The organism is Shewanella psychropiezotolerans (assembly GCF_007197555.1).
Lineage (GTDB): Bacteria > Pseudomonadota > Gammaproteobacteria > Enterobacterales > Shewanellaceae > Shewanella > Shewanella psychropiezotolerans.
Genome location: NZ_CP041614.1, coordinates 5,188,455 through 5,207,635 on the forward strand (window position 1 = coordinate 5,188,455; position 19,181 = coordinate 5,207,635).

15 protein-coding genes are annotated in these 19,181 nt (G+C 45.0%); 8 read left to right on the forward strand and 7 right to left on the reverse strand.

Annotated elements, in window-relative coordinates:
- The first annotated feature begins 163 nt into the window (after positions 1-163).
- Positions 164-367, forward strand: a complete 204-nt coding sequence (locus FM037_RS22740; RefSeq protein WP_077754540.1) for a hypothetical protein — start codon at positions 164-166, stop codon at positions 365-367.
- A 129-nt stretch (positions 368-496) separates the two neighbouring features.
- Here the strand turns inward: FM037_RS22740 and FM037_RS22745 are convergent, their stop codons facing one another.
- Positions 497-1,102 carry a short chain dehydrogenase gene (locus FM037_RS22745; RefSeq protein WP_144047883.1) on the reverse strand — a complete coding sequence of 202 codons (606 nt, stop codon included), beginning with the start codon at positions 1,100-1,102 and terminating at the stop codon, positions 497-499.
- 147 nt (positions 1,103-1,249) lie between these two features.
- Between FM037_RS22745 and FM037_RS22750 the strand changes: the two genes are divergently transcribed.
- The 4 genes from FM037_RS22750 (at position 1,250) to FM037_RS22765 (ending at position 7,190) form a co-directional block, all read left to right on the forward strand.
- On the forward strand, positions 1,250-2,146 hold the full coding sequence (locus FM037_RS22750; protein WP_144047884.1) for a LysR family transcriptional regulator: 897 nt from the start codon (positions 1,250-1,252) through the stop codon (positions 2,144-2,146).
- A gap of 671 nt (positions 2,147-2,817) precedes the next feature.
- Positions 2,818-3,537: a substrate-binding periplasmic protein gene (locus FM037_RS22755; RefSeq protein WP_144047885.1), complete on the forward strand. Its 720-nt coding sequence runs from the start codon at positions 2,818-2,820 to the stop codon at positions 3,535-3,537.
- A gap of 251 nt (positions 3,538-3,788) precedes the next feature.
- Entirely contained in the window at positions 3,789-4,259 is a 471-nt protein-coding gene (locus tag FM037_RS22760) for a DNA polymerase III subunit chi (protein WP_144047886.1), read from the forward strand.
- 15 nt (positions 4,260-4,274) lie between these two features.
- A complete protein-coding gene (locus FM037_RS22765) occupies positions 4,275-7,190 on the forward strand; it encodes a valine--tRNA ligase (RefSeq protein ID WP_144047887.1) in 2,916 nt (971 codons plus the stop codon).
- A gap of 172 nt (positions 7,191-7,362) precedes the next feature.
- On the opposite strand, the gene amrS is transcribed toward FM037_RS22765, so the two are convergent.
- Complete coding sequence (amrS, locus tag FM037_RS22770) at positions 7,363-8,475, reverse strand: AmmeMemoRadiSam system radical SAM enzyme (protein ID WP_144049090.1); 1,113 nt, start codon at positions 8,473-8,475, stop codon at positions 7,363-7,365.
- A 65-nt stretch (positions 8,476-8,540) separates the two neighbouring features.
- Here amrS and amrB point away from each other — a divergent pair, with 65 nt between their 5' ends.
- Together amrB and amrA are read left to right on the forward strand one after the other, a co-directional pair.
- Positions 8,541-9,359: an AmmeMemoRadiSam system protein B gene (gene amrB / locus FM037_RS22775; RefSeq protein WP_144047888.1), complete on the forward strand. Its 819-nt coding sequence runs from the start codon at positions 8,541-8,543 to the stop codon at positions 9,357-9,359.
- Positions 9,337-9,957 carry an AmmeMemoRadiSam system protein A gene (gene amrA, locus FM037_RS22780; RefSeq protein WP_144047889.1) on the forward strand — a complete coding sequence of 207 codons (621 nt, stop codon included), beginning with the start codon at positions 9,337-9,339 and terminating at the stop codon, positions 9,955-9,957. Before amrB ends, amrA begins: the two co-directional genes overlap by 23 nt.
- Positions 9,958-10,037: 80 nt before the next feature.
- Here the strand turns inward: amrA and FM037_RS22785 are convergent, their stop codons facing one another.
- Both FM037_RS22785 and FM037_RS22790 read right to left on the reverse strand, forming a co-directional pair.
- Complete coding sequence (locus FM037_RS22785; protein WP_144047890.1) at positions 10,038-13,829, reverse strand: methyl-accepting chemotaxis protein; 3,792 nt, start codon at positions 13,827-13,829, stop codon at positions 10,038-10,040.
- Between the two features lie 312 nt (positions 13,830-14,141).
- Positions 14,142-14,705 (reverse strand): GNAT family N-acetyltransferase, encoded by a 564-nt coding sequence (locus FM037_RS22790; RefSeq protein WP_229380988.1) that lies wholly within the window; start codon positions 14,703-14,705, stop codon positions 14,142-14,144.
- 299 nt (positions 14,706-15,004) lie between these two features.
- Between FM037_RS22790 and FM037_RS22795 the strand changes: the two genes are divergently transcribed.
- Complete coding sequence (locus FM037_RS22795) at positions 15,005-16,537, forward strand: MFS transporter (RefSeq protein ID WP_144047891.1); 1,533 nt, start codon at positions 15,005-15,007, stop codon at positions 16,535-16,537.
- 82 nt (positions 16,538-16,619) lie between these two features.
- Here FM037_RS22795 and FM037_RS22800 read toward each other — a convergent pair whose 3' ends face one another.
- The 3 genes from FM037_RS22800 to FM037_RS22810 form a co-directional block, all read right to left on the reverse strand.
- Complete coding sequence (locus FM037_RS22800; RefSeq protein WP_144047892.1) at positions 16,620-17,192, reverse strand: acetate uptake transporter; 573 nt, start codon at positions 17,190-17,192, stop codon at positions 16,620-16,622.
- A 597-nt stretch (positions 17,193-17,789) separates the two neighbouring features.
- Positions 17,790-18,500 carry a pseudouridine synthase gene (locus tag FM037_RS22805; protein ID WP_144047893.1) on the reverse strand — a complete coding sequence of 237 codons (711 nt, stop codon included), beginning with the start codon at positions 18,498-18,500 and terminating at the stop codon, positions 17,790-17,792.
- A gap of 10 nt (positions 18,501-18,510) precedes the next feature.
- Positions 18,511-19,152 carry a helix-turn-helix transcriptional regulator gene (locus tag FM037_RS22810; RefSeq protein WP_144047894.1) on the reverse strand — a complete coding sequence of 214 codons (642 nt, stop codon included), beginning with the start codon at positions 19,150-19,152 and terminating at the stop codon, positions 18,511-18,513.
- Positions 19,153-19,181 lie beyond the last annotated feature (29 nt).

Sequence of the window (19,181 nt, forward strand, 5' to 3'; positions counted from 1 at the left end):
GCTGTAATCAAGACCTATCAATATCGAACCTTCATTATTAATCCTTATGTTATGCCTTCTCAAGGTTAAAAGGTTCATTGCTCCACTTCGATATCTTCAAGATTGTTATGCATTCATTTACTGTGACAAGGCCCTTGATAAAAGGGTGAATAGGAGAAGTCTTATGGAAAAACTGAGAAAAGGTCCAATGACCATTGAGTTAGGCGGCAAGAAATACCCCGAATGGGTGGAAAACTCAGAAGGCTACTGGGACTTCCATCGCGCTTTTACCAACAACAGATATACTGAATCACCCAACAGCCAAGTAGGACAAGATGAATGTGTCCTCTCTGAAGCCGGGATATATCGATTAAGGATAATCCATTGACCTTTCTTTATATAAGAAGCTCTAGCTTGGAATGAAAGGACCTAACCAAGTACATAATGAAAAAGCCAGTAGCGTTTAGCTACTGGCTTTTAGAAAAATCATCAATATTTTAGCATGTGACACTTATCACTAAGCATCCACAAAAATAACTTCACCGGTAAGGAATCCATCAACAGAACGTTCAAATGCTTTGCCCACTCGCTTTCCTGAGACAGGCTCAAATCCTGGCATCATCTCACCATAAACATCCCAGGCCTCTTCAAGGACGGTAGGATTAACCACATTGATTCGGGTACTTCTTGGCATTTCAAGTGCAACGCATTTTACAAAAGTGTCAATCGCACCACTTGTTGTCGCATCCGCAATGGCGTATGGAATAGGTTTAACATTCAAAATACCGCTGATTAAGGTAAATGAACCCCCATCTGTAATGTACTTCTGACCAATACGAACTAGATTAATTTGCCCCATCATTTTACTCATGACCGTTGTCATCCATTGAACTTCTGTCATCTCGGTAAAATTGGCATACTCACAAAAACCAACCGTATTGACCACAGCATCGAAGTGCCCCACTTTCTCATAGAGCGCTTCAATAGATTGTTCATCGGTAATATCAACAAGGTGATCGACATCCCCTGAGCGGCCAGCCGTAATAACCTTGTGCCTACCTAGCCCTGTTAACGCGGCCTGACCCATTTTACCTAGTGCACCAATTAAAATTACTGTCTTCATTTTTATCTCCAATCGTTGAATTAACTTGATGCAAGAAGCTTAACAACCGCAATGAACAAATAGAAACAAACATTATTTGTTAGTGATACAAGGTTTTTTGGTTATGTGTTAGGTTGAAGTAAGAGCTTGATATTGGAGGAAGTCATAGTGAGTAAGCTAGATCGATTAGACATAAAACAGTTGAGGGTTTTTCAAGCCTTAATACGCGAAGAAAATGCTTCTAAAGCTGCGCACCAACTCGGTTTGACTCAGCAAGCGGTTAGTGAGCATTTAAAAAAGCTACGAGACGTGTTTGATGACAGATTGTTTGTTAGAAAAACCAATGGATTTGTGCCGACACCATTCGCTAAAGAGTTATCGATAGGTGTCGATAAACTGCTGCTTGATTTCAAGTTGCTGTTGTCACCGAACACCTTCTCCCCCGAAAAGGCCAGTGGCACTTTTGTTATTTCAGCCACCGACTATGCACAACAAATAGTGCTACCTGTATTGATTGCGAAACTAAGAAAACAATCGCCGAATTTGAAATTGATTGTCAGAGATTTTGAAATCGATAAGCTGCATGAACTGATGGTGAGCGGTAAAGTGAACTTGGCTATCGCATGCCCTGAGCACATTCCAGACAGCTACCCCATGATTAAATTATTTGAAGAGCACCATGTTTGTGTGGCATCTGCGAGTTCAACTATTTCACAAAAGATGTCACAAACGACGCCAACTTTAGCTGAAATCGCAAGTTACCCAACGATTATCGCTTCGCCATCACGGCCAAATTTTAAAGGCTCAATTGATGATTGGTTTTCGCAATTTGGCTTAAAGAGAAATATTGTCGTGTCAGCTCCCTGCTTCTCTATTGTGCCTATGTATCTTGAAACAACCGACTCCATCGCCTTTTTACCTTCCAGGGCCATCAAAGGCCTGGATATCGTGACCATTCCTTTAGAGCAATCACCTGATAGTTTCAATGTGATTGCAGCTTGGCACCCTCGCTACAATGATGACCCACTGCAAAAATGGGTCATCTCCTTACTTGAGCTTGAGTAACCTAGGTGTTTTCAGAATGAAAAATAGGTTCCCTACGGATGAAGGCTGGTTACATTTTCTCTATGGATCGTTGGTAGTTGGTTTGAAGATCTTACCTTCATAGCGACTTACCGACTGCCCGGCGAGGCATATGCACTATTTACTTTGACAAGGGTCTGCAAGACTCTGTGAAGCCATCCATAGCCGCTCTGCGGTTTCCAACAACTTAGTGTTTAACGGCCAGTTCGGCATCCACACCTCTCGTTCGAAGAGTACTACTAGGTGATACCTCACCCTGAAACCTAAGCTCGCAGCCGCATCTACACCGAGTTATTCACAAGCAGAGTTATCTTGCTAGTCGACTTCATAGTAACGGGGTCATAACTTCGAATACAGATTAATTAGCTAGGCCCCCCTTGCCCGCACCTTGCCACCAATCAAGCACTTTCCAAAAAATCCAAGCCGTTAGGTTTGAAAAAGTTTTACTCTGACTCAATTTTCAGCCCCAATTTGTAACTACTTTTGACCAGCCCACAAACCTAGAAACTGAGCCGCGTAAGGAGTCATTACAGCTAAGTGTTAGAACAAACCCATTCGAATTATTTATTATATTGTTCCTCCAGCATGTACTAGGCTTCAGTATACACTGACCCTATTTTCTACAAAAAAATTATTGTAGCTAAGTGATTCCCATGAAAAAAAATATTCAATCCCTACTTATTTTTTTCTTATTTTTCACAGGTGTTAGTGTCGCTGCAGATGAAACCTATTTGATTGGAACATTTCCAATCCCATTAATGGTAGAAGATAAAGACAACGGGATATTTATTGAGTTAACTAAAGAAATTGCTAAGCGTAGTAAAATAAAAATCACTATAAAAGTATTACCACCTAAAAGAATCACCACCTATTTCGCTGAAAATATACTCCATGGCTTTTTTCCAGCTCTGGATGTCATGGTTACCCATAAAATATCCAAATCAGAATCAATTTATATCAAAAAAGATTTTGGTTTTACTAAACAGGGTCAACCTCTGGTCAAATCGATTACTGACCTTACCGGGAAGCATATTGGAATGACTCTCGGATACCCATATTCAAAAGAAATAACTGCAAATTTATCCTTCACCACTAGTACTGCCCCAAGTGATATTAATAACATAATAATGCTAGATGCAGGCCATATTGATGTTTTTGTCGTTGAAGAAAAATCTGGGCTCAAAGCAATAGAACAAAGCGGCAAGAACAATATTAGTTACGACTCTGAACAACCATTGTCCCGCCAAAATGTCTATTACGCATTTCAATCAGATAAAACGGGCCAACGACTAGCCTTACTCTTCTCAAAAGCCCTGGTTGAAATGAAAAACGACGGCACATTTGAAAATATAATGTCCAAAGTGGATGAATAACCATTTAACTCAAAACTTAATCCCGCTCAAAGTTGTTGCCAGACCACTAGCGGCTTCACTTTGTCGTTACTGCACATCCGCTGCATAAGGATATGGTGCTGTATTGATATGATAGAAGTTAAAATCGACAAAAAAGAAGCTGAACACTAGCCTCCACTCTGGTTTAAAGCATAGGTTTTGGTGTAAAATCCCTTGCTTCGACAGTAAATCAAGCCTATTCACTAAAACTGAAAGCCAAGACTAAGCCTACTATGCCAAATGCCCTATTTTACGTGATGCCTGATGAGGCCAATAGCCCCACCGAGGCGACGCAGCAGGTACACAGATTAGCCTGTGAACTTGCACAGAATGCATACGTTAATCAGCAACTAGTTTATGTCCATACTCAGGATAGAGAACAGGCTTATGCTGTCGATGAATTGTTATGGCAATTTGAGCCAAATTCTTTTGTGCCCCATAACCTCAAAGGTGAAGGCCCGGTCACAGGTGCGCCTGTGGAAATCGGTTTCGACACCTTAGGGCCCAATAAAAATCGTCATCTTCTGATTAATCTTGCAGACCAAGTACCCTCATTTGCGGTAAACTTTGGCCAGATTATCGATTTCGTTGCCAATGATGCTGGGCATAAGACGATCGCACGCGATCGTTACCGTCAGTATAAGAGCCTTGGAGTGACATTGAGCACTCAGGACTTAGCGAAACAACCACTTAATTTTGTTTGAGAAAAACTAGCTCCCATGGAAAAAACATATAACCCGCAGTCTATAGAACAGTCTCTTTACCAAAGCTGGGAAGAGAAAGGTTACTTCAAGCCACATGGCGACGAGTCCAAAGGCAACTATTGCATCATGATCCCGCCACCAAATGTGACGGGTAGTCTGCATATGGGTCACGCCTTCCAAGATACCATTATGGATACTCTGACTCGTTATCAGCGTATGAAGGGTAAAAACACCCTTTGGCAGGTAGGTACAGATCATGCGGGTATTGCGACTCAGATGCTGGTTGAGCGTAAATTGGCAGCCGAAGAAGGCAAGACACGTCACGATCTTGGCCGCGATAAGTTTATCGACAAGATCTGGGACTGGAAGAAAGAGTCCGGTGGTACCATCACTAAGCAGCTACGTCGCCTCGGCGCTTCAGTGGATTGGGATCGCGAGCGTTTCACCATGGACGAAGGCATGTCTGAAGCGGTACAAGAGGTCTTTGTCCGTCTTTATGAAGATGACCTCATCTACCGTGGTAAGCGCCTGGTTAACTGGGATCCGGCTCTTCACACGGCGATCTCAGATCTCGAAGTAGAGAATAAAGAGAAACAAGGCAGCATGTGGCATTTCCGCTACCCGCTGGCCGATGGCGCATTGACTGCCGATGGCAAAGACTATTTAGAAGTGGCGACGACTCGTCCCGAAACCATGCTAGGTGATAGCGCGGTTGCGGTTCATCCCGATGATGAGCGTTATGCATCCTTGATCGGCAAGTTTATCCTGCTGCCAATCGTTAACCGTCTTATTCCTATCGTTGCCGATGATTATGTCGACATCGAATTCGGTACAGGTTGTGTGAAGATAACTCCAGCTCACGACTTTAACGATTACGAAGTCGGTAAGCGTCATAACCTACCTATGTACAACATCTTAACTTTCGATGCGGCTATCCGTAGCTCAGCCGAAGTGGTTAACACAGATGGCACCAGCAATACCGAATTAGATAACAGCCTGCCCGAGCGTTATGCAGGTCTGGATCGTTTCAAGGCACGAACTGCCATCATCGCAGAATTCGACACCCTTGGACTACTGGGTAAGATAGATCCGCACGGACTGAAAGTGCCTTATGGCGATCGCTCCGGCGTAGTTATCGAGCCACTACTTACCGATCAATGGTATGTCTCTGTTGCCCCTATGGCGAAAACTGCCATGGAAGCGGTCGATAATGGCGACATCAAGTTCGTGCCGCAGCAGTACGAGAACATGTACAACTCTTGGATGCGCGATATTAACGATTGGTGTATCTCACGCCAACTTTGGTGGGGACACAGAATCCCGGCCTGGTACGACGAAGCGGGTAAGGTCTATGTTGGCCGCGACGAAGCCGAAGTACGTGCTAAGCATAAGCTTGACGACTCGGTCGTGTTACGCCAAGACAACGATGTACTCGATACCTGGTTTAGCTCGGCACTTTGGACCTTCTCGACCCTTGGCTGGCCGAAGAACACCGAAGAGCTTAAAGCTTTCCACCCAACCGATGTATTAGTCACTGGCTTCGACATCATCTTCTTCTGGGTTGCCCGCATGATCATGATGACCATGCACTTCATCAAAGATGAAAACGGCAAGCCACAGGTTCCCTTTAAGACCGTTTACGTGACCGGACTCATTCGTGACGAAGTCGGTAATAAGATGTCTAAGTCTAAGGGCAACGTACTTGACCCGTTAGATATGATCGACGGTATCGACCTCGAGTCACTGGTGACCAAGCGTACCGCTAACTTGATGCAGCCAAAACTTGCTGCAAAAATCGAGAAGAGCACACGTAAAGAATTTGCCGATGGCATTGAAGCACACGGTACCGACGCCCTGCGTTTCACTCTAGCATCTATGGCATCCACAGGCCGTGATATCAGCTGGGACATGAAACGTCTCGACGGTTACCGCAGCTTCTGTAACAAGATTTGGAACGCCTCACGCTATGTGTTAATGAACACAGAAGTGCAGTCAGAAGATCAAGACAGCAATGTCGCAGGCGAGCCATTAGATTGCGGTCAGATTCTAACTGACGGCAAGCCAGGCGAAATGGAACTTTCTCTTGCAGATCGCTGGATCATAGGCCTGTTTAACCAGACAGTTAAAGCCTATGACGAGCACATGGAGAGCTATCGTTTCGACCTTGCGGCAAATACCATCTATGAGTTCACCTGGAACCAGTTCTGTGACTGGTACTTAGAGCTAACTAAGCCTGTGATGCAGACTGGCACCGAAGCTCAAAAGCGTGGCACTCGCCATACTCTAGTGACAGTGCTAGAGGCGATGCAACGTCTGATGCATCCTATAATGCCTTATATCACAGAGACTATCTGGAAGCGCGTACAGCCTCTGGCTGGCGTTACCGGCGATACTCTGATGTTGGCGCAGTTCCCTGAATATCAAGCCAATAAAGTTGATGCTCAGGCGATGGAAGACCTCGAGTGGGTTAAGCAGGTCATCACTGCGGTACGTAACATCCGCGCCGAGCTGAACATTGCCCCGTCTAAGCCGCTTAACGCCCTATTACGCGGTGTTAGCGAGCAAGATAAGGCTCGTCTGGAAGAGAACCAAACCTTCTTCAAGACCTTGGCTAAGCTTGAGTCTATGACTATCCTCAGCGACGACGAGACTGCACCTATGTCTACCACTCAGTTGATTGGTGATATGGAGCTGCTTATCCCTATGGCGGGTCTTATCGATGTAGCTAAAGAAGTCGCGCGTATCGACAAGCTGCTCGAGAAGGCTGCCGGTGAGTTTAAGCGCATCGAAGGTAAGCTCTCTAACCAAGGTTTCGTGGCTAAAGCCCCTGCAGTCGTGATTGAGAAAGAACGTGCTAAGCAAGTCGGATATCAACGTGATATCGAAAAGCTAACCGAGCAGAAAGCAGAGTTGGCTAAGCTAGAAGGTTAAAGGAAGTGTCGAGTTCCTAGGAGCGAGAAACTAGGAACAAGCACTTTTGACTAACACTAAAAAGGGCTGTCATCGTGACAGCCCTTTTTAGTGCCTAAGGTTTAAGTTCCTAAGATCTAATTCCTCGAGCCTCTTAACTCGCAGCTAAAGCAGCTCCTACAGAAAGCAGAGCTTATCCTATCGAAATCGGGATCCTATTTCTGCCAAAATGCTCACAGGGCCCATCGAAACGTCCCGGTATTTGTGTACCGCAATATTGGCACTTGCCGCTATGATTTAGATGATATTCGCCTAACTCATACCAGTCGCGATTGATGACTAGTTTATGACATGACGGGCAGTAACTGCTGCCTCCATCTGTGTCATGAATATTACCGGTATAGACATAGTTGAGCCCCTGAGCCAGGGCAATTTCTCTGGCCCGCATCAGTGTCGATGCTGGCGTTCTGGGCTTGTCTAACATATGAAAGTCGGGATGAAAGGCGCTGAAATGCAGTGGAACATCATAACCTAAATTATCGGCTATCCATTTGGTTTGTTGCTCCAGCTCTTTGACTGAGTCGTTTTCATCGGGGATCAAGAGTGTGGTTATCTCAAACCAGACTTGAGTCTCATGCTTAAGGTAGAGCAAGGTATCGAGCACATCGCTGAGATTTCCGCTGCAAATTTTGTGATAAAAGTCTTGAGTAAAACCTTTTAGATCCACATTGGCGGCGTCCATATAGCGATAAAACTCGACCCTGGGCTCGGGGCAGATATAGCCTGCTGTAACGGCCACCGAGTTGATCCCCTGCTCATGACAGGCCTGAGCCACATCAATGGCATATTCGAGGAAGATAACCGGATCGTTATAGGTGAAGGCGATGCTCCTGCAGCCCATGCGCTTGGCCGTTGCCGCCAATGATTCCGGACTGGCTTTCGAGCCTAAAGTATCGAACTCACGTGACTTACTGATGTCCCAATTCTGACAGAACTTACAGCAAAGATTGCAGCCTGCGGTGCCAAAGGAAAGTACAGAGCTACCGGGATAAAAATGATTCAGAGGTTTCTTCTCGATGGGATCGATACAGAAGCCACTGGAGCGACCATAGCTAGTAAGCTTTATCTCATTATCTATATTCTGGCGCACGAAACAGACCCCACGCTTGCCCTCACGCAGCTGACAATGTCTGGGACATAAATCGCATTGCACCCTACCGTCGTCCAGTTGGTGCCAGTACTTAGTGTCTACCGTACTCGCTTCTACCGCATTAGTTTCACCTGTATTTGTACTCGATTTAGACATCATCAGCATATGTCCGCCTTGGCCTATACTTAAAGCCTAGTTTAAAAAGACTGGCCAGGTAACAGATGCTAAGTTCTATCCGCCCTCCCGCCGTCGCAGGACTGTTTTATCCGGCAGATCCTATTGTGCTATCCGCTGAGCTATCCAGCTATATGAGTCACGCGTCACTTCATAAAATTCAACATTCGACACCTAAAATGATACCTAAGGCGATAATCGTGCCCCATGCGGGTTATATCTATTCAGGGCTCGTGGCAGCCCATGGTTTCTCCTGCATTAGTGCCATCACAGACAAAATTAAGCGTGTGGTTTTACTCGGTCCCGCCCATACCCTTTATCTGCAAGGCTGCGCCATCCCCGAAAGCACCCATTTCTCCACGCCTCTGGGCAACTTGCCCATAGACAGTTCTGGCGCTGAAAAATTGGCTGCATATGATGCCGTGACTATCTCCAATATCCCGCATAAAAATGAACACAGTCTGGAGGTCGAGCTACCCTTCCTACAGCATTGCCTGGATGAATTTACACTCCTCCCCATCCTAGTAGGTGACATAGCCCCTGAACTGATGGCCGAACTATTGGAATTAGTCTGGGGTGGAGACGAAACCTTAATTGTCGTCAGCTCAGATCTAAGCCACTTTCATCCCTATGATGAAGCTAAGCAATTAGACCGGGAAACCTGCCAGAAAATCCTAGCCAATAACAGTGACATATCTTCCGAGCAAGCCTGCGGAGGCCGTTCACTTAATGCGCTTTCTCTCCAGATTATGCGTCATAACCTCAACATAACTCAGCTGAGTTATCAAAACTCGGGTGACTGTGCGACAAGCGATGCGAGTGATAAGAGTCGGGTGGTCGGCTATGCCAGCTTTGCCATCAGTTAACCTCACCGAACCCGAGAAACGTCAGTTGTTAGCACTGGCGCGTAGCACCTTAGTCGATTCATTTGGCTCAGACCCAGCAGCCAAGCTCCCTCTAACTTCACACCATAAACTCCCCACTTCACACAGTAAACTCCCCGATGAAGCAGTTATCGAGTTAAAGCTAGGCTGTTTCGTTACCCTGACACTCGATGGTGAATTAAAAGGCTGTATGGGCTGCATAGAAGGTGAGCGAACTCTGGCTAACAGCATCCCGGATCTTGCCACCAGCAGTGCCTTCTACGATAGTCGCTTCTCACCTCTGCGGCAGCCTCAGTTAAGTCGAGTCTCGATAGAGATATCTCTGCTCTCACCTCTTACCCCCTTAAACGTCAGAAGTCAGGCTCAGCTTGAGGAATACTTAGCTCAGGATCACTATGGTGTAGTGCTTAAAGAAGATGGATTAAGAGCCGTGTTTCTTCCTCAGGTCTGGGAGCACTTTTCTGGCCCCAAAACTTTTATCGATGCCCTGAAAGTGAAGGGTGGCTGGCCCGAAAATTATTGGTCAGACAAGATAGAAGTTGAGCTATTTAAGGTTATCCACTTCAGCGAAAACAGATAAAACCAGCTCATACCTGATTGTTTGCTAAAAAATGAATTCCAGGACCTAAAGCCTAGGCACTCGTTTATGAGTGCCTAAAATTAAACTGCCTTTAACATTCCTGGAGACTGAGTCTGAAATTTCTGAATCAAATTGAGCAGACTCATAGCTTGCTGTTTGACATCTCCTACATTCTGATTCAAGTTCTCTAACATAGCCGCGCTCTGCTGGATTGTACTGTCGACATTTTCCATCGCCTCAGAAATATATACCACCTGACTCTGCTGCTCTTTCATTGCTAATGTCACTTCATCGACATTATTTTTCACCCCTTCACTCGAGACCGTAATCTCTTTAAGAAGCAGTCCTGATTCAGTCACCAGTTCGGCGCCGGTATTGACCTTTTCTACTGAGTCATTGATGAGATGAGATATCTCTTTGGCAGCGTTAGCACTGCGCTGGGCCAGAACTCTGACTTCTGCGGCGACAACGGCGAAACCTCTGCCTTGCTCTCCAGCTCTAGCTGCCTCGACCGCTGCATTGAGCGCGAGTAAGTTAGTCTGAAATGCAATCTCATCGATAACACCTATGATGTTTGACATCTTACCGCTGGACTGAGAGATCCCATTCATCGCCAAAATCACGTTATCGACCACACGTTCACCTTCGATGGCGTATTTATGGGCTTGCAAGGACATGTTTGCCGACTGATGAGCCTTATCTAAGGTGTTACTAATGGATGCCTGCATCTGAGACATGGCACTGGCGATGCTCTCCACGCTGGCAACTTGCTCGTCTATTTGTTGATTCAGGCCGAATGTCTCATCTGAAGCTTCCTGAGTCTTGTGATTGACCACATTAGCTGCGATGCGGATCTCATCGATCATAGCAACAAGATTATCGACAGTCCGGTTGATACTCAGCTTCAAAGCAGCATATTCGCCCTCTACTGCCATGCTAAAGGATTCGGATAAGTTACCTTGCGCAACTGCTTCCATTACCTCTTTCGACTCATTGAGTGTGGCTTCTATTGCTTCGCAGGTCTGATTAACAGCACCAGAGAGTTGATTGAAATCACCAAAGGTTTGAATGGTAACCCTTTGATCAAGCCGACCATGTGCTAATGACTCCATGACTTGAGAGATTGCCTTCACTACCTGGTCGCATGAGTTTGCCGCCGCATTAACCCCCAATTTTAGATCTAATAGCTGTCCCTTGGCATCGACTGTCACTTGCTCGTCAAACTCACCTTCGGCTACTTTCTTCATCACCTGAATAATATTATTAATCACATCGTTAGTGCCTGATGCTGCCAGATTAATACTCTGTTTGAGCTTAGCTAAGTCACCTTTAGCATCAACAGAGACCCGATGACTAAAATCCCCTTGGGCGAGTGATTCCATCACTTGAATAATTTCACGAACAATATCATCTGTGATCTTAGAGGCCGCATTGACGCTGTCTTTTATCTGAGCAAGTTGCCCCTTAGCATCACACTCTACTTGCTTGCCATAGACACCTTGCTGAATTTGCTGCATCACGGAACCGATCTCAGATATCACAGTTTGAGTATTCATGATGTTTTGGTTGATGGCCTTTTTGAAAGTAGTCAGTTCACCAGCCGTGTTAACCAAGACTCTGACACTATAGTCTCCGCCTTCTAGTCTCTGCATGACACTGGTCGCATCCTTGATAAATGATGCCATTGACTCTGCAGTCTCATTGACCGTCATTTTCAAGATATTTAGTTGTCCCAGTGCAGACACTTGCACCACTTGAGAGAAGTCTCCTTGTTGAATTGAGTGCATCACAGCACCAATGTCATCGATAACCAACTCGGTATTTTCAATATTTTGATTGATTGCTTGCTTGAAGGTTGCCAGCTCTCCAGCAACATCAACATCAACTCTGACACTATAATTACCAGCCTCCAGTTGCTGCATCACAGATGTCGCATCTTTAATAAAGCTAGCCATCCCCTCCGCTGTCTGATTAATGGTTAGTTTTAAGGTGTGTAATTGCCCTTGTGCAGGCACATTGACATATTGAGTAAAATCTCCCTGCTGAATAGCCTGCATCACTTGACCAATATCATTAATGACCAGTTCGGTATTTTGGATGTTCTGGTTGATCACTTGTTTAAAAGTATCTAACTCACCCTTGGCATTAACAGAGACTCTGACACTATAATCCCCAGCCTCAACGCCTTGCATCACGTCAACGGCATCCTCAATAAACATGGCGGTACTCTGAGCTGTAGTATTGACCGTAGTTTTAAGCTCGAGTAACTGTCCTTGAGCATTCACTTCTACTCTTTGGGTAAAGTCTCCGACCTCTATCGCCTTCATCACTCGACCGATATCGTCAATAGACTCAGTAATCGCTGTGGCCGAATCATTGATTGTGCACTTAAGATCATCGAGATCTCCCGTCATATCAGTCTTGACCCTATGTTTGAAATTACCCTTTGCTAACTCTTCGACTGTGCCATTGATGTCCTGCAAGGCCGAATCGAGGGAACTAAGCATCTCATTAAGCGCTTTGGCCGCCTGGCCGGTTTCATCTGTACTATTGACCTTAGTGCGCATTGAGAATCGCCACTGAGACTTTAAATCAAGGATAAAAGCAGACAAGTCCTGTATGGGTGATGCGATGGAGCGGCCGAATTTTATGGCAATTAACACAGTCAGTATCAGTAACCCCAGCATCATCACGATAAATAACAATCTCAGAGAGGAGATGGCGGCATAAGCTTCACCTTTGCTTTGCTCCACCACCAAAGCCCATCGGCTCCCCATCACAATTAAGGGAGCATAAGCCGCAACGACTCGATGCCCCGAATAATTTTGGCTCTCAATAAAACCAGACTCATTGTTCAAGGCGTTAGTAACTTGAGGAGTACTGACTGAAATATTACTGCGGGAATTAAAAGACTCTTTAACTGAATATTTAGGATCGAAGAAGCTATCGGAGCGCATCTTCTTATCACTGCCCACCAGATAAGACTCACCCGTTTCACCTAGCCCAAAAGTCGAACTCATCACCTGAGAGACCTGATCTAGGGGCAGCTGGAAAATCAATACACCTAAAAGATGCTCACCTTCAAAAATAGGACTGGCAATAAAACTGGCAGCGGCTTCGTAGGATGGCGTATAGGGAGCATAATCGATAAATATCGACTCTCTCTTACGCACAGCTTCGTGGTAAGCCTCAGATAAACCGCTTGTTTTATAGGGACCATACTCTAGGCTCGTCGCGTAGTCCAACTCCTTGTAGACAGAGTAGACCACCTCATGACTCTTGGCATCGATAAGAAAAATATCGTAATAACCAAACTCAGAAACATAACTGCTGAAATCTTGATGATACTGATTATGAGTACGGTCATAGAGGGTAGAGTCACCGTTATCAATCAATTTGTCTTTTTCCCCCAGAGGATAAGGGTTCAAACTTATATAGCTAGTTTGCAATGCTATAGCTACATCTGAAAGCGATGATACTAAGGCTGTATCATCAATTTGGTCTCTGGTATCAGCTAAGTATTTCGCACCAAACTCGTTCCGATAATACTGCTTTAATGTACTGGTATCGACCACTCGATGCTCATCCAGGTAGCTATGATAGCCTTTAGAGAAACCACTGAGCGCATTGCGAGCCATGCCGCTACGACTCAGGTTTTCTAATTGTGACTGAGCGGTAGTGAAATATTGACTAATAATACTCGTCTTCAACTCAGCCACCGCAGTTAGCGCCGAGGATTTATCATTTGATAGGGCCTGAGAACTATTAAAAAGTGCGATCGAAGCGATAATAATCGCGGGAACGAGTCCGACAATAGAGAGAACTAAGCTTAACTTTCTCGCAAGTGGCATATTATTAAAATAATGGCTCATGTCCTGCCTCCTTTCATGACACAGATAGTCGAAAGCCCCATACCTATTGGGGCTTGTCGTTTTGACAAATATCCGATTAACTATAGTTCAAGAGGAAAGAAGATAAATGTAAATCAGCAAAATCTGACTTGAAATTGGCATGGGCTTGTTTATCTAGAGGTTAAAACCGTTTAAATATCAGCTAACTGTAGCCGCTATTTTATTTAAAACGATGAACTAAAATCGTCAATTGGATTGACTCGTTATCAATAAGCCCCTAGCTAACAAATAATCACTAGACATTCTGTTATGCATATGAAAAAACAGGATAAATTATAGTTTTAGACTCATATTGGTATATGAATAGGAACTGCCATCTATCCTAAACATATCCTCAATTTCACCATTCTTGATGAAACCGGTTTTGTTATAGAGCGAAATAGCTGGCAAATTGTTAGACATGACCCAGAGGTCAATCCATTGCAGATCCGTTTCTGTTTTAGCCCATTGCTCTACGGTTTTAATCAATTGTTTACCTACGCCTGTTCGTCTGGCATCGCTATGGACGCCCATGCCCAACAGGGCTCTATGAGCTGTGTGAGGCTCAACTAGGGGTCTGAGATCGATATGGCCGCAGATCCGATCTTGCGCATCGGTTGCTATCCAAAGTTTCCTCCAGGTTTCATCGCCGAAAGTACGTGTTATCCCATCTGAGAACCTCTGTTTCATCTGCTCAGACATAGCAGAAAGTTCACGTGACATTGGCTGAAACAGAGGAATATCACCTTGGCCATTTTCCGCAATCTGCTCACTTAGATAGTCAAAAAATAGACTCAACTCACTCTCTTGTATGAGTCTTATCTCTTTGGTCATTCTTCGTGTCTTATCAAGTATCACGCTCAAGCTCCTTACACTAAATAATTGCCAGAAAAAATCTAAGCCATATCGCAAAATAGCACATAAGGTCAACAAGACCCCACACCTTAAAAAACCAGTGATACCGCTGTTTCGTGAAGTTTACTCGATTGGTTTTGGTGTTTTGCAGTAAATTAGGTACAGTGTCGACTGCTATCACAAGCGAACAACCTAAAAACAGTCAAGATGTGCGTTTAAAACATAAAAATCAACATAGACACATCATTAGTAGCAAGCAGGCTTAATAACAAACTAATAATTATAATATTTGAAGGAAGAAGATGAGCAATTCCAAAGATGCTTATGCAGACAATGATCTGCGGGAAGTGAAGCAGCTAGGCATGTGGGCCTCCATAGCCAGCTTAAGTTATATTTTCTGGATAGTCGGCGGCATGGAGCTCGTTGAACGTATTGCCTACTATGGTGTTAAGGCCAGTGCGGGTCTTTATGCAAAAGCACCTGTCTCTGAAGGCGGCCTAGGGATCAGCCTCAGCGACTATGGTGTGATTATCGGAATTTGGGCAATGATGCAGACCTTTGTCCCGGTATTTACCGGCGGCATTTCAGACCGAGTCGGCTACAAGGAAACCATTTTTGCATCAACCATAATCAAAATTTGCGGTTATTTAGTGATGGCCTTCTTCCCCAGTTTCTATGGTTTCCTCTTCGGCGCCATATTACTCGCCGCTGGTACCGGGATATTTAAACCTGGGATCCAGGGGACATTGGTCCTTTCGACGGGGAGGCAGAACACCTCTATGGCTTGGGGTATATTCTATCAGGTGGTGAATATTGGCGGCTTCTTAGGCCCCTTGGTAGCCGTGCATATGCGTCAGCTATCCTGGGATAATGTGTTCTACGCCTGTGCAGCCATAATCTCATTTAACTTCCTTTTCTTGCTTGCCTATAAAGAGCCGGGCAAAGAGGCACGCTTAGAGCGTAACCGTAAGATTAAATCGGGTGAAATCCATCAGGTCGCGCTCTGGAGAGATGCCCTCCACGAACTGAAGAAACCTATCGTCATCTACTACATGTTGGTATTTGCGGGGTTCTGGTTCCTATTTAACTCACTGTTTGATGTTCTGCCAATCCATATTGCCGAGTGGGTCGATACCAGCGTTATCGTGACCTCATTATTTGGCCCGGAAGGGACATCAAACGGGATCTTACAATTCTGGCTGGGACTGGATAACACCGGGACTAAGGTCATGCCAGAAGGCATGCTCAACCTTAATGCCGGCATGATAATGACCACCTGTTTCCTGGTTGCCGCCCTTACGGCTAAATATCGTATCACCACGGCAATGCTGGCTGGTTGTTTGCTGAGTATCTTGGCTTTCGTCGTGATTGGCGCCACTAACGCGGCCTGGATGATGGTATTGGCCATCGTCATGTTCTCGTTTGGTGAGATGATGATTAGCCCGAAGAAGAATGAGTTTATGGGTAACATAGCCCCGGAAGGCAAGAAAGCCATGTATCTGGGCTTTGTGATGCTGCCCCAAGGCATAGGCTGGACACTCGAAGGTTTCTTCGGTCCTAAACTCTATGAGATGTATGCATCGAAGGAGATCTTCTCATTAGACCTGCTCAAAGAGCGCGGAATGAGTGCCAGTGATGTGAGTGCGATCCCACAGGGTGAAGCTTTTACTACACTCGTGGCCTACACAGGAGAGCCAGCTCAAGAGCTAACGACTCTACTCTACAATACCCACAATATAGGCATGGCCTGGTATATCATTGCCGCCATTGGCACCATTTCCGCCGTGGGTATCTTCCTGTATGGCAAGTGGTTATTGAAGCTACAGAGAAGTTAAGAAGCTAAGAGGCCTAACTGATTGACAGAAAAGGGGCTAGCGCCCCTTTTTATTTTTACTTCTTACTGCTAAAAATAGCAATCTATGAAGATTTCTTGATCTCACCTACAGGCAAAATAGTACGACCGTACTCGGCGTTGAGTACCTGAGCCATTGCAAAATAGATGGCACTAGCACCACAGAAGATCCCTTCTATGCCAGCTATGGTCCCAATTAACTCACTGCCGGTAAAATCTCTTGCAGCTAACAAGCCGAACAAGATAGTGAGCGATCCAAATACCACTTGCTTAGCCCTGGGGTAACGCAGTGAACCCACAAACATGAAAGCGGTAAAGACGCCCCAAAGTAGCAGATACCAAGCCATAAATTCGGCAGGACTAGGCTCTGCCAGGCCAAGCTTGGGCATAATCAAGAGGCCGACTAACGTTAGCCAGAACATACCATAGGAGGTAAAAGCCGTAGTACCGAAAGTATCACCACGCTTGAAACACATCATCCCTGCGATAACCTGAGCGATACCACCATAGAAAATACCCATGGCCAAGATCATAGAATCGATCGGGAAGAAGCCAGCGTTATGGATATTTAATAGGATGGTGGTCATACCGAAACCCATCAGGCCTAAAGGTGCTGGGTTAGCAAGTTTTGTCGACATCGAGTTCCCCTAAGGAGTATTCCAACAATTATGATGCCAACAAAAAAGTTGTCATCATAAATGAAATTTAATTTGAATTTGAATTTGCGCGGCGCATCTTAGAGGATGGAATAGTGCATATCAAACAGGAGCAATCGGTGATCAGGCTAAGAGTCACTTTGAATAGACTCGGTTCAATTAACGAGCAGAATAATTTATAACCTTTAATTTTCAAAACGATATGATGAGGTTGAATTCAGAAGTGCTCAAGAAGGGATTTCATCTGATTAATGACTAACCCTTTTAATTTCAAGTCGATAGCATATTTCATCTAGATAAGCACAAGCCCTTAAACCGAACCCGAGAGATCTCAATCACAAAAACCAAGCAATAGCGACATGACTCACACTTACAAGGTATTTAAGTAATTGATGAACTAGTTCATTTGCTTGTATAACCAGCTTTAAGTGATCTACGCCCCAAATAAAAAAAGAGTGTGATCAGGTCGTCAAAAGCAGCAATCACTTTCCCTATCTATGCAAAAAAGACCAAAACAATAAATATAGCGTAAACGAGCAGCATTAAACGAGGAGTCTTCAGGTTCTGAAACTGATCCGTCTAGCCAAATATACCATTAACTTCTGCGGCGGTAAGATCCCGGCTCGCTCCCTCGTTTAAGTAGGCATCTAATGTCAGTTCTCCAACCGAGCAGCGATGTAGCCCGATGACAGGATTACGAAAACGACCAAACATACGCTTAATCTGATGATATTTACCTTCGGTCAAGGTCACTTCTGCAACATACTCACCGATAATCTCAAGCTTGGCCGCCTGAGTCGTTATATCTTCAAATTCAAAGTAAAACCCCTTGGCGAAGGCATGAATATACTCTTCAGAGAGTGGGTTTTGCAGTGTCACTCGGTAACGTTTCTCAACTTTACACTCTGGAGACATCAAGTTTCTGGACCAGCGACCATCATTGGTCAAAAGCACTAACCCTGAGGTATTCAAGTCTAACCGACCTACGATATGCAACTCAGATTTAGCAGGATGCTCTAACAAGTCGATCACTGTCTTGTGTTTAACATCCTTGGTCGCACTCACCACCCCCACAGGTTTATTGAGCATTACATAACTGGGGGTATTATTCTTAAGCACTCTGTCATCGAGTGACACATGGGAAAATTCATCCACCAGCTGCTGTATGTCTTTGGCCACTATGCCATCGACTCTGACCCTATTCTGCGCGAGCATCAAGCGTATATCTTTACGCTTGATCTTAAGCTCACTGCTGAGGAACCTGTCTAATCTGGCGCGTTTGGATTCCATTTCCTTTTGCCTATTGAGTCGAAGCGTTAACTGCAGGTAGAGGAGTCACTCTATAGGCGCAGCGCCTAGCTCCCTCGATGATATGCTCTTCACGGCTGACGGTAGCCTCATCGCTTAATATCGTTTGAAACAAGTTAAGCTCAGAGCGGCAGAAATTAAGACATTTGCTGGCAGCGGCGCAGATTGGACAATGATTTTCCATTAACCAATAACATGACTCGTCTTCGACTATGCTAGCCATATATCCTTCACGGCTTCTCAGCTCGGCTAAGGCATTAAGTTTATCGATAAGACTGGTTTTGTCTAACATGCTCTGTTGATAGAGTGCCAGTGAGGCTTGCTCTCTATGTGTTATTAACTTCTCCAGTCCGCTATCACCAAATACGGTAATAACGGAGTCTATCAACTGAACCGAGAGCTCTTCATGGCGATCGGAGAAGTGGCTATTACTCTTAGAAGTCAGGGACCAAAATCGAGTCGGACGACCACGAGCCGCCTTCTTATCTTCAAAGATCACATCGCCATCATCTTCTAAACCTTGCATATGCTGACGCACACCCATGGTTGTCAGAGATAATTCACTGGCTAAAACCTTAGCAGTGAGGGGACCTTGAGTCTTGAGCAGTTGAATGATTTTTTCGCTGGTTTTCATGATGCCTCTCTACACCTTTCTTCACCCTT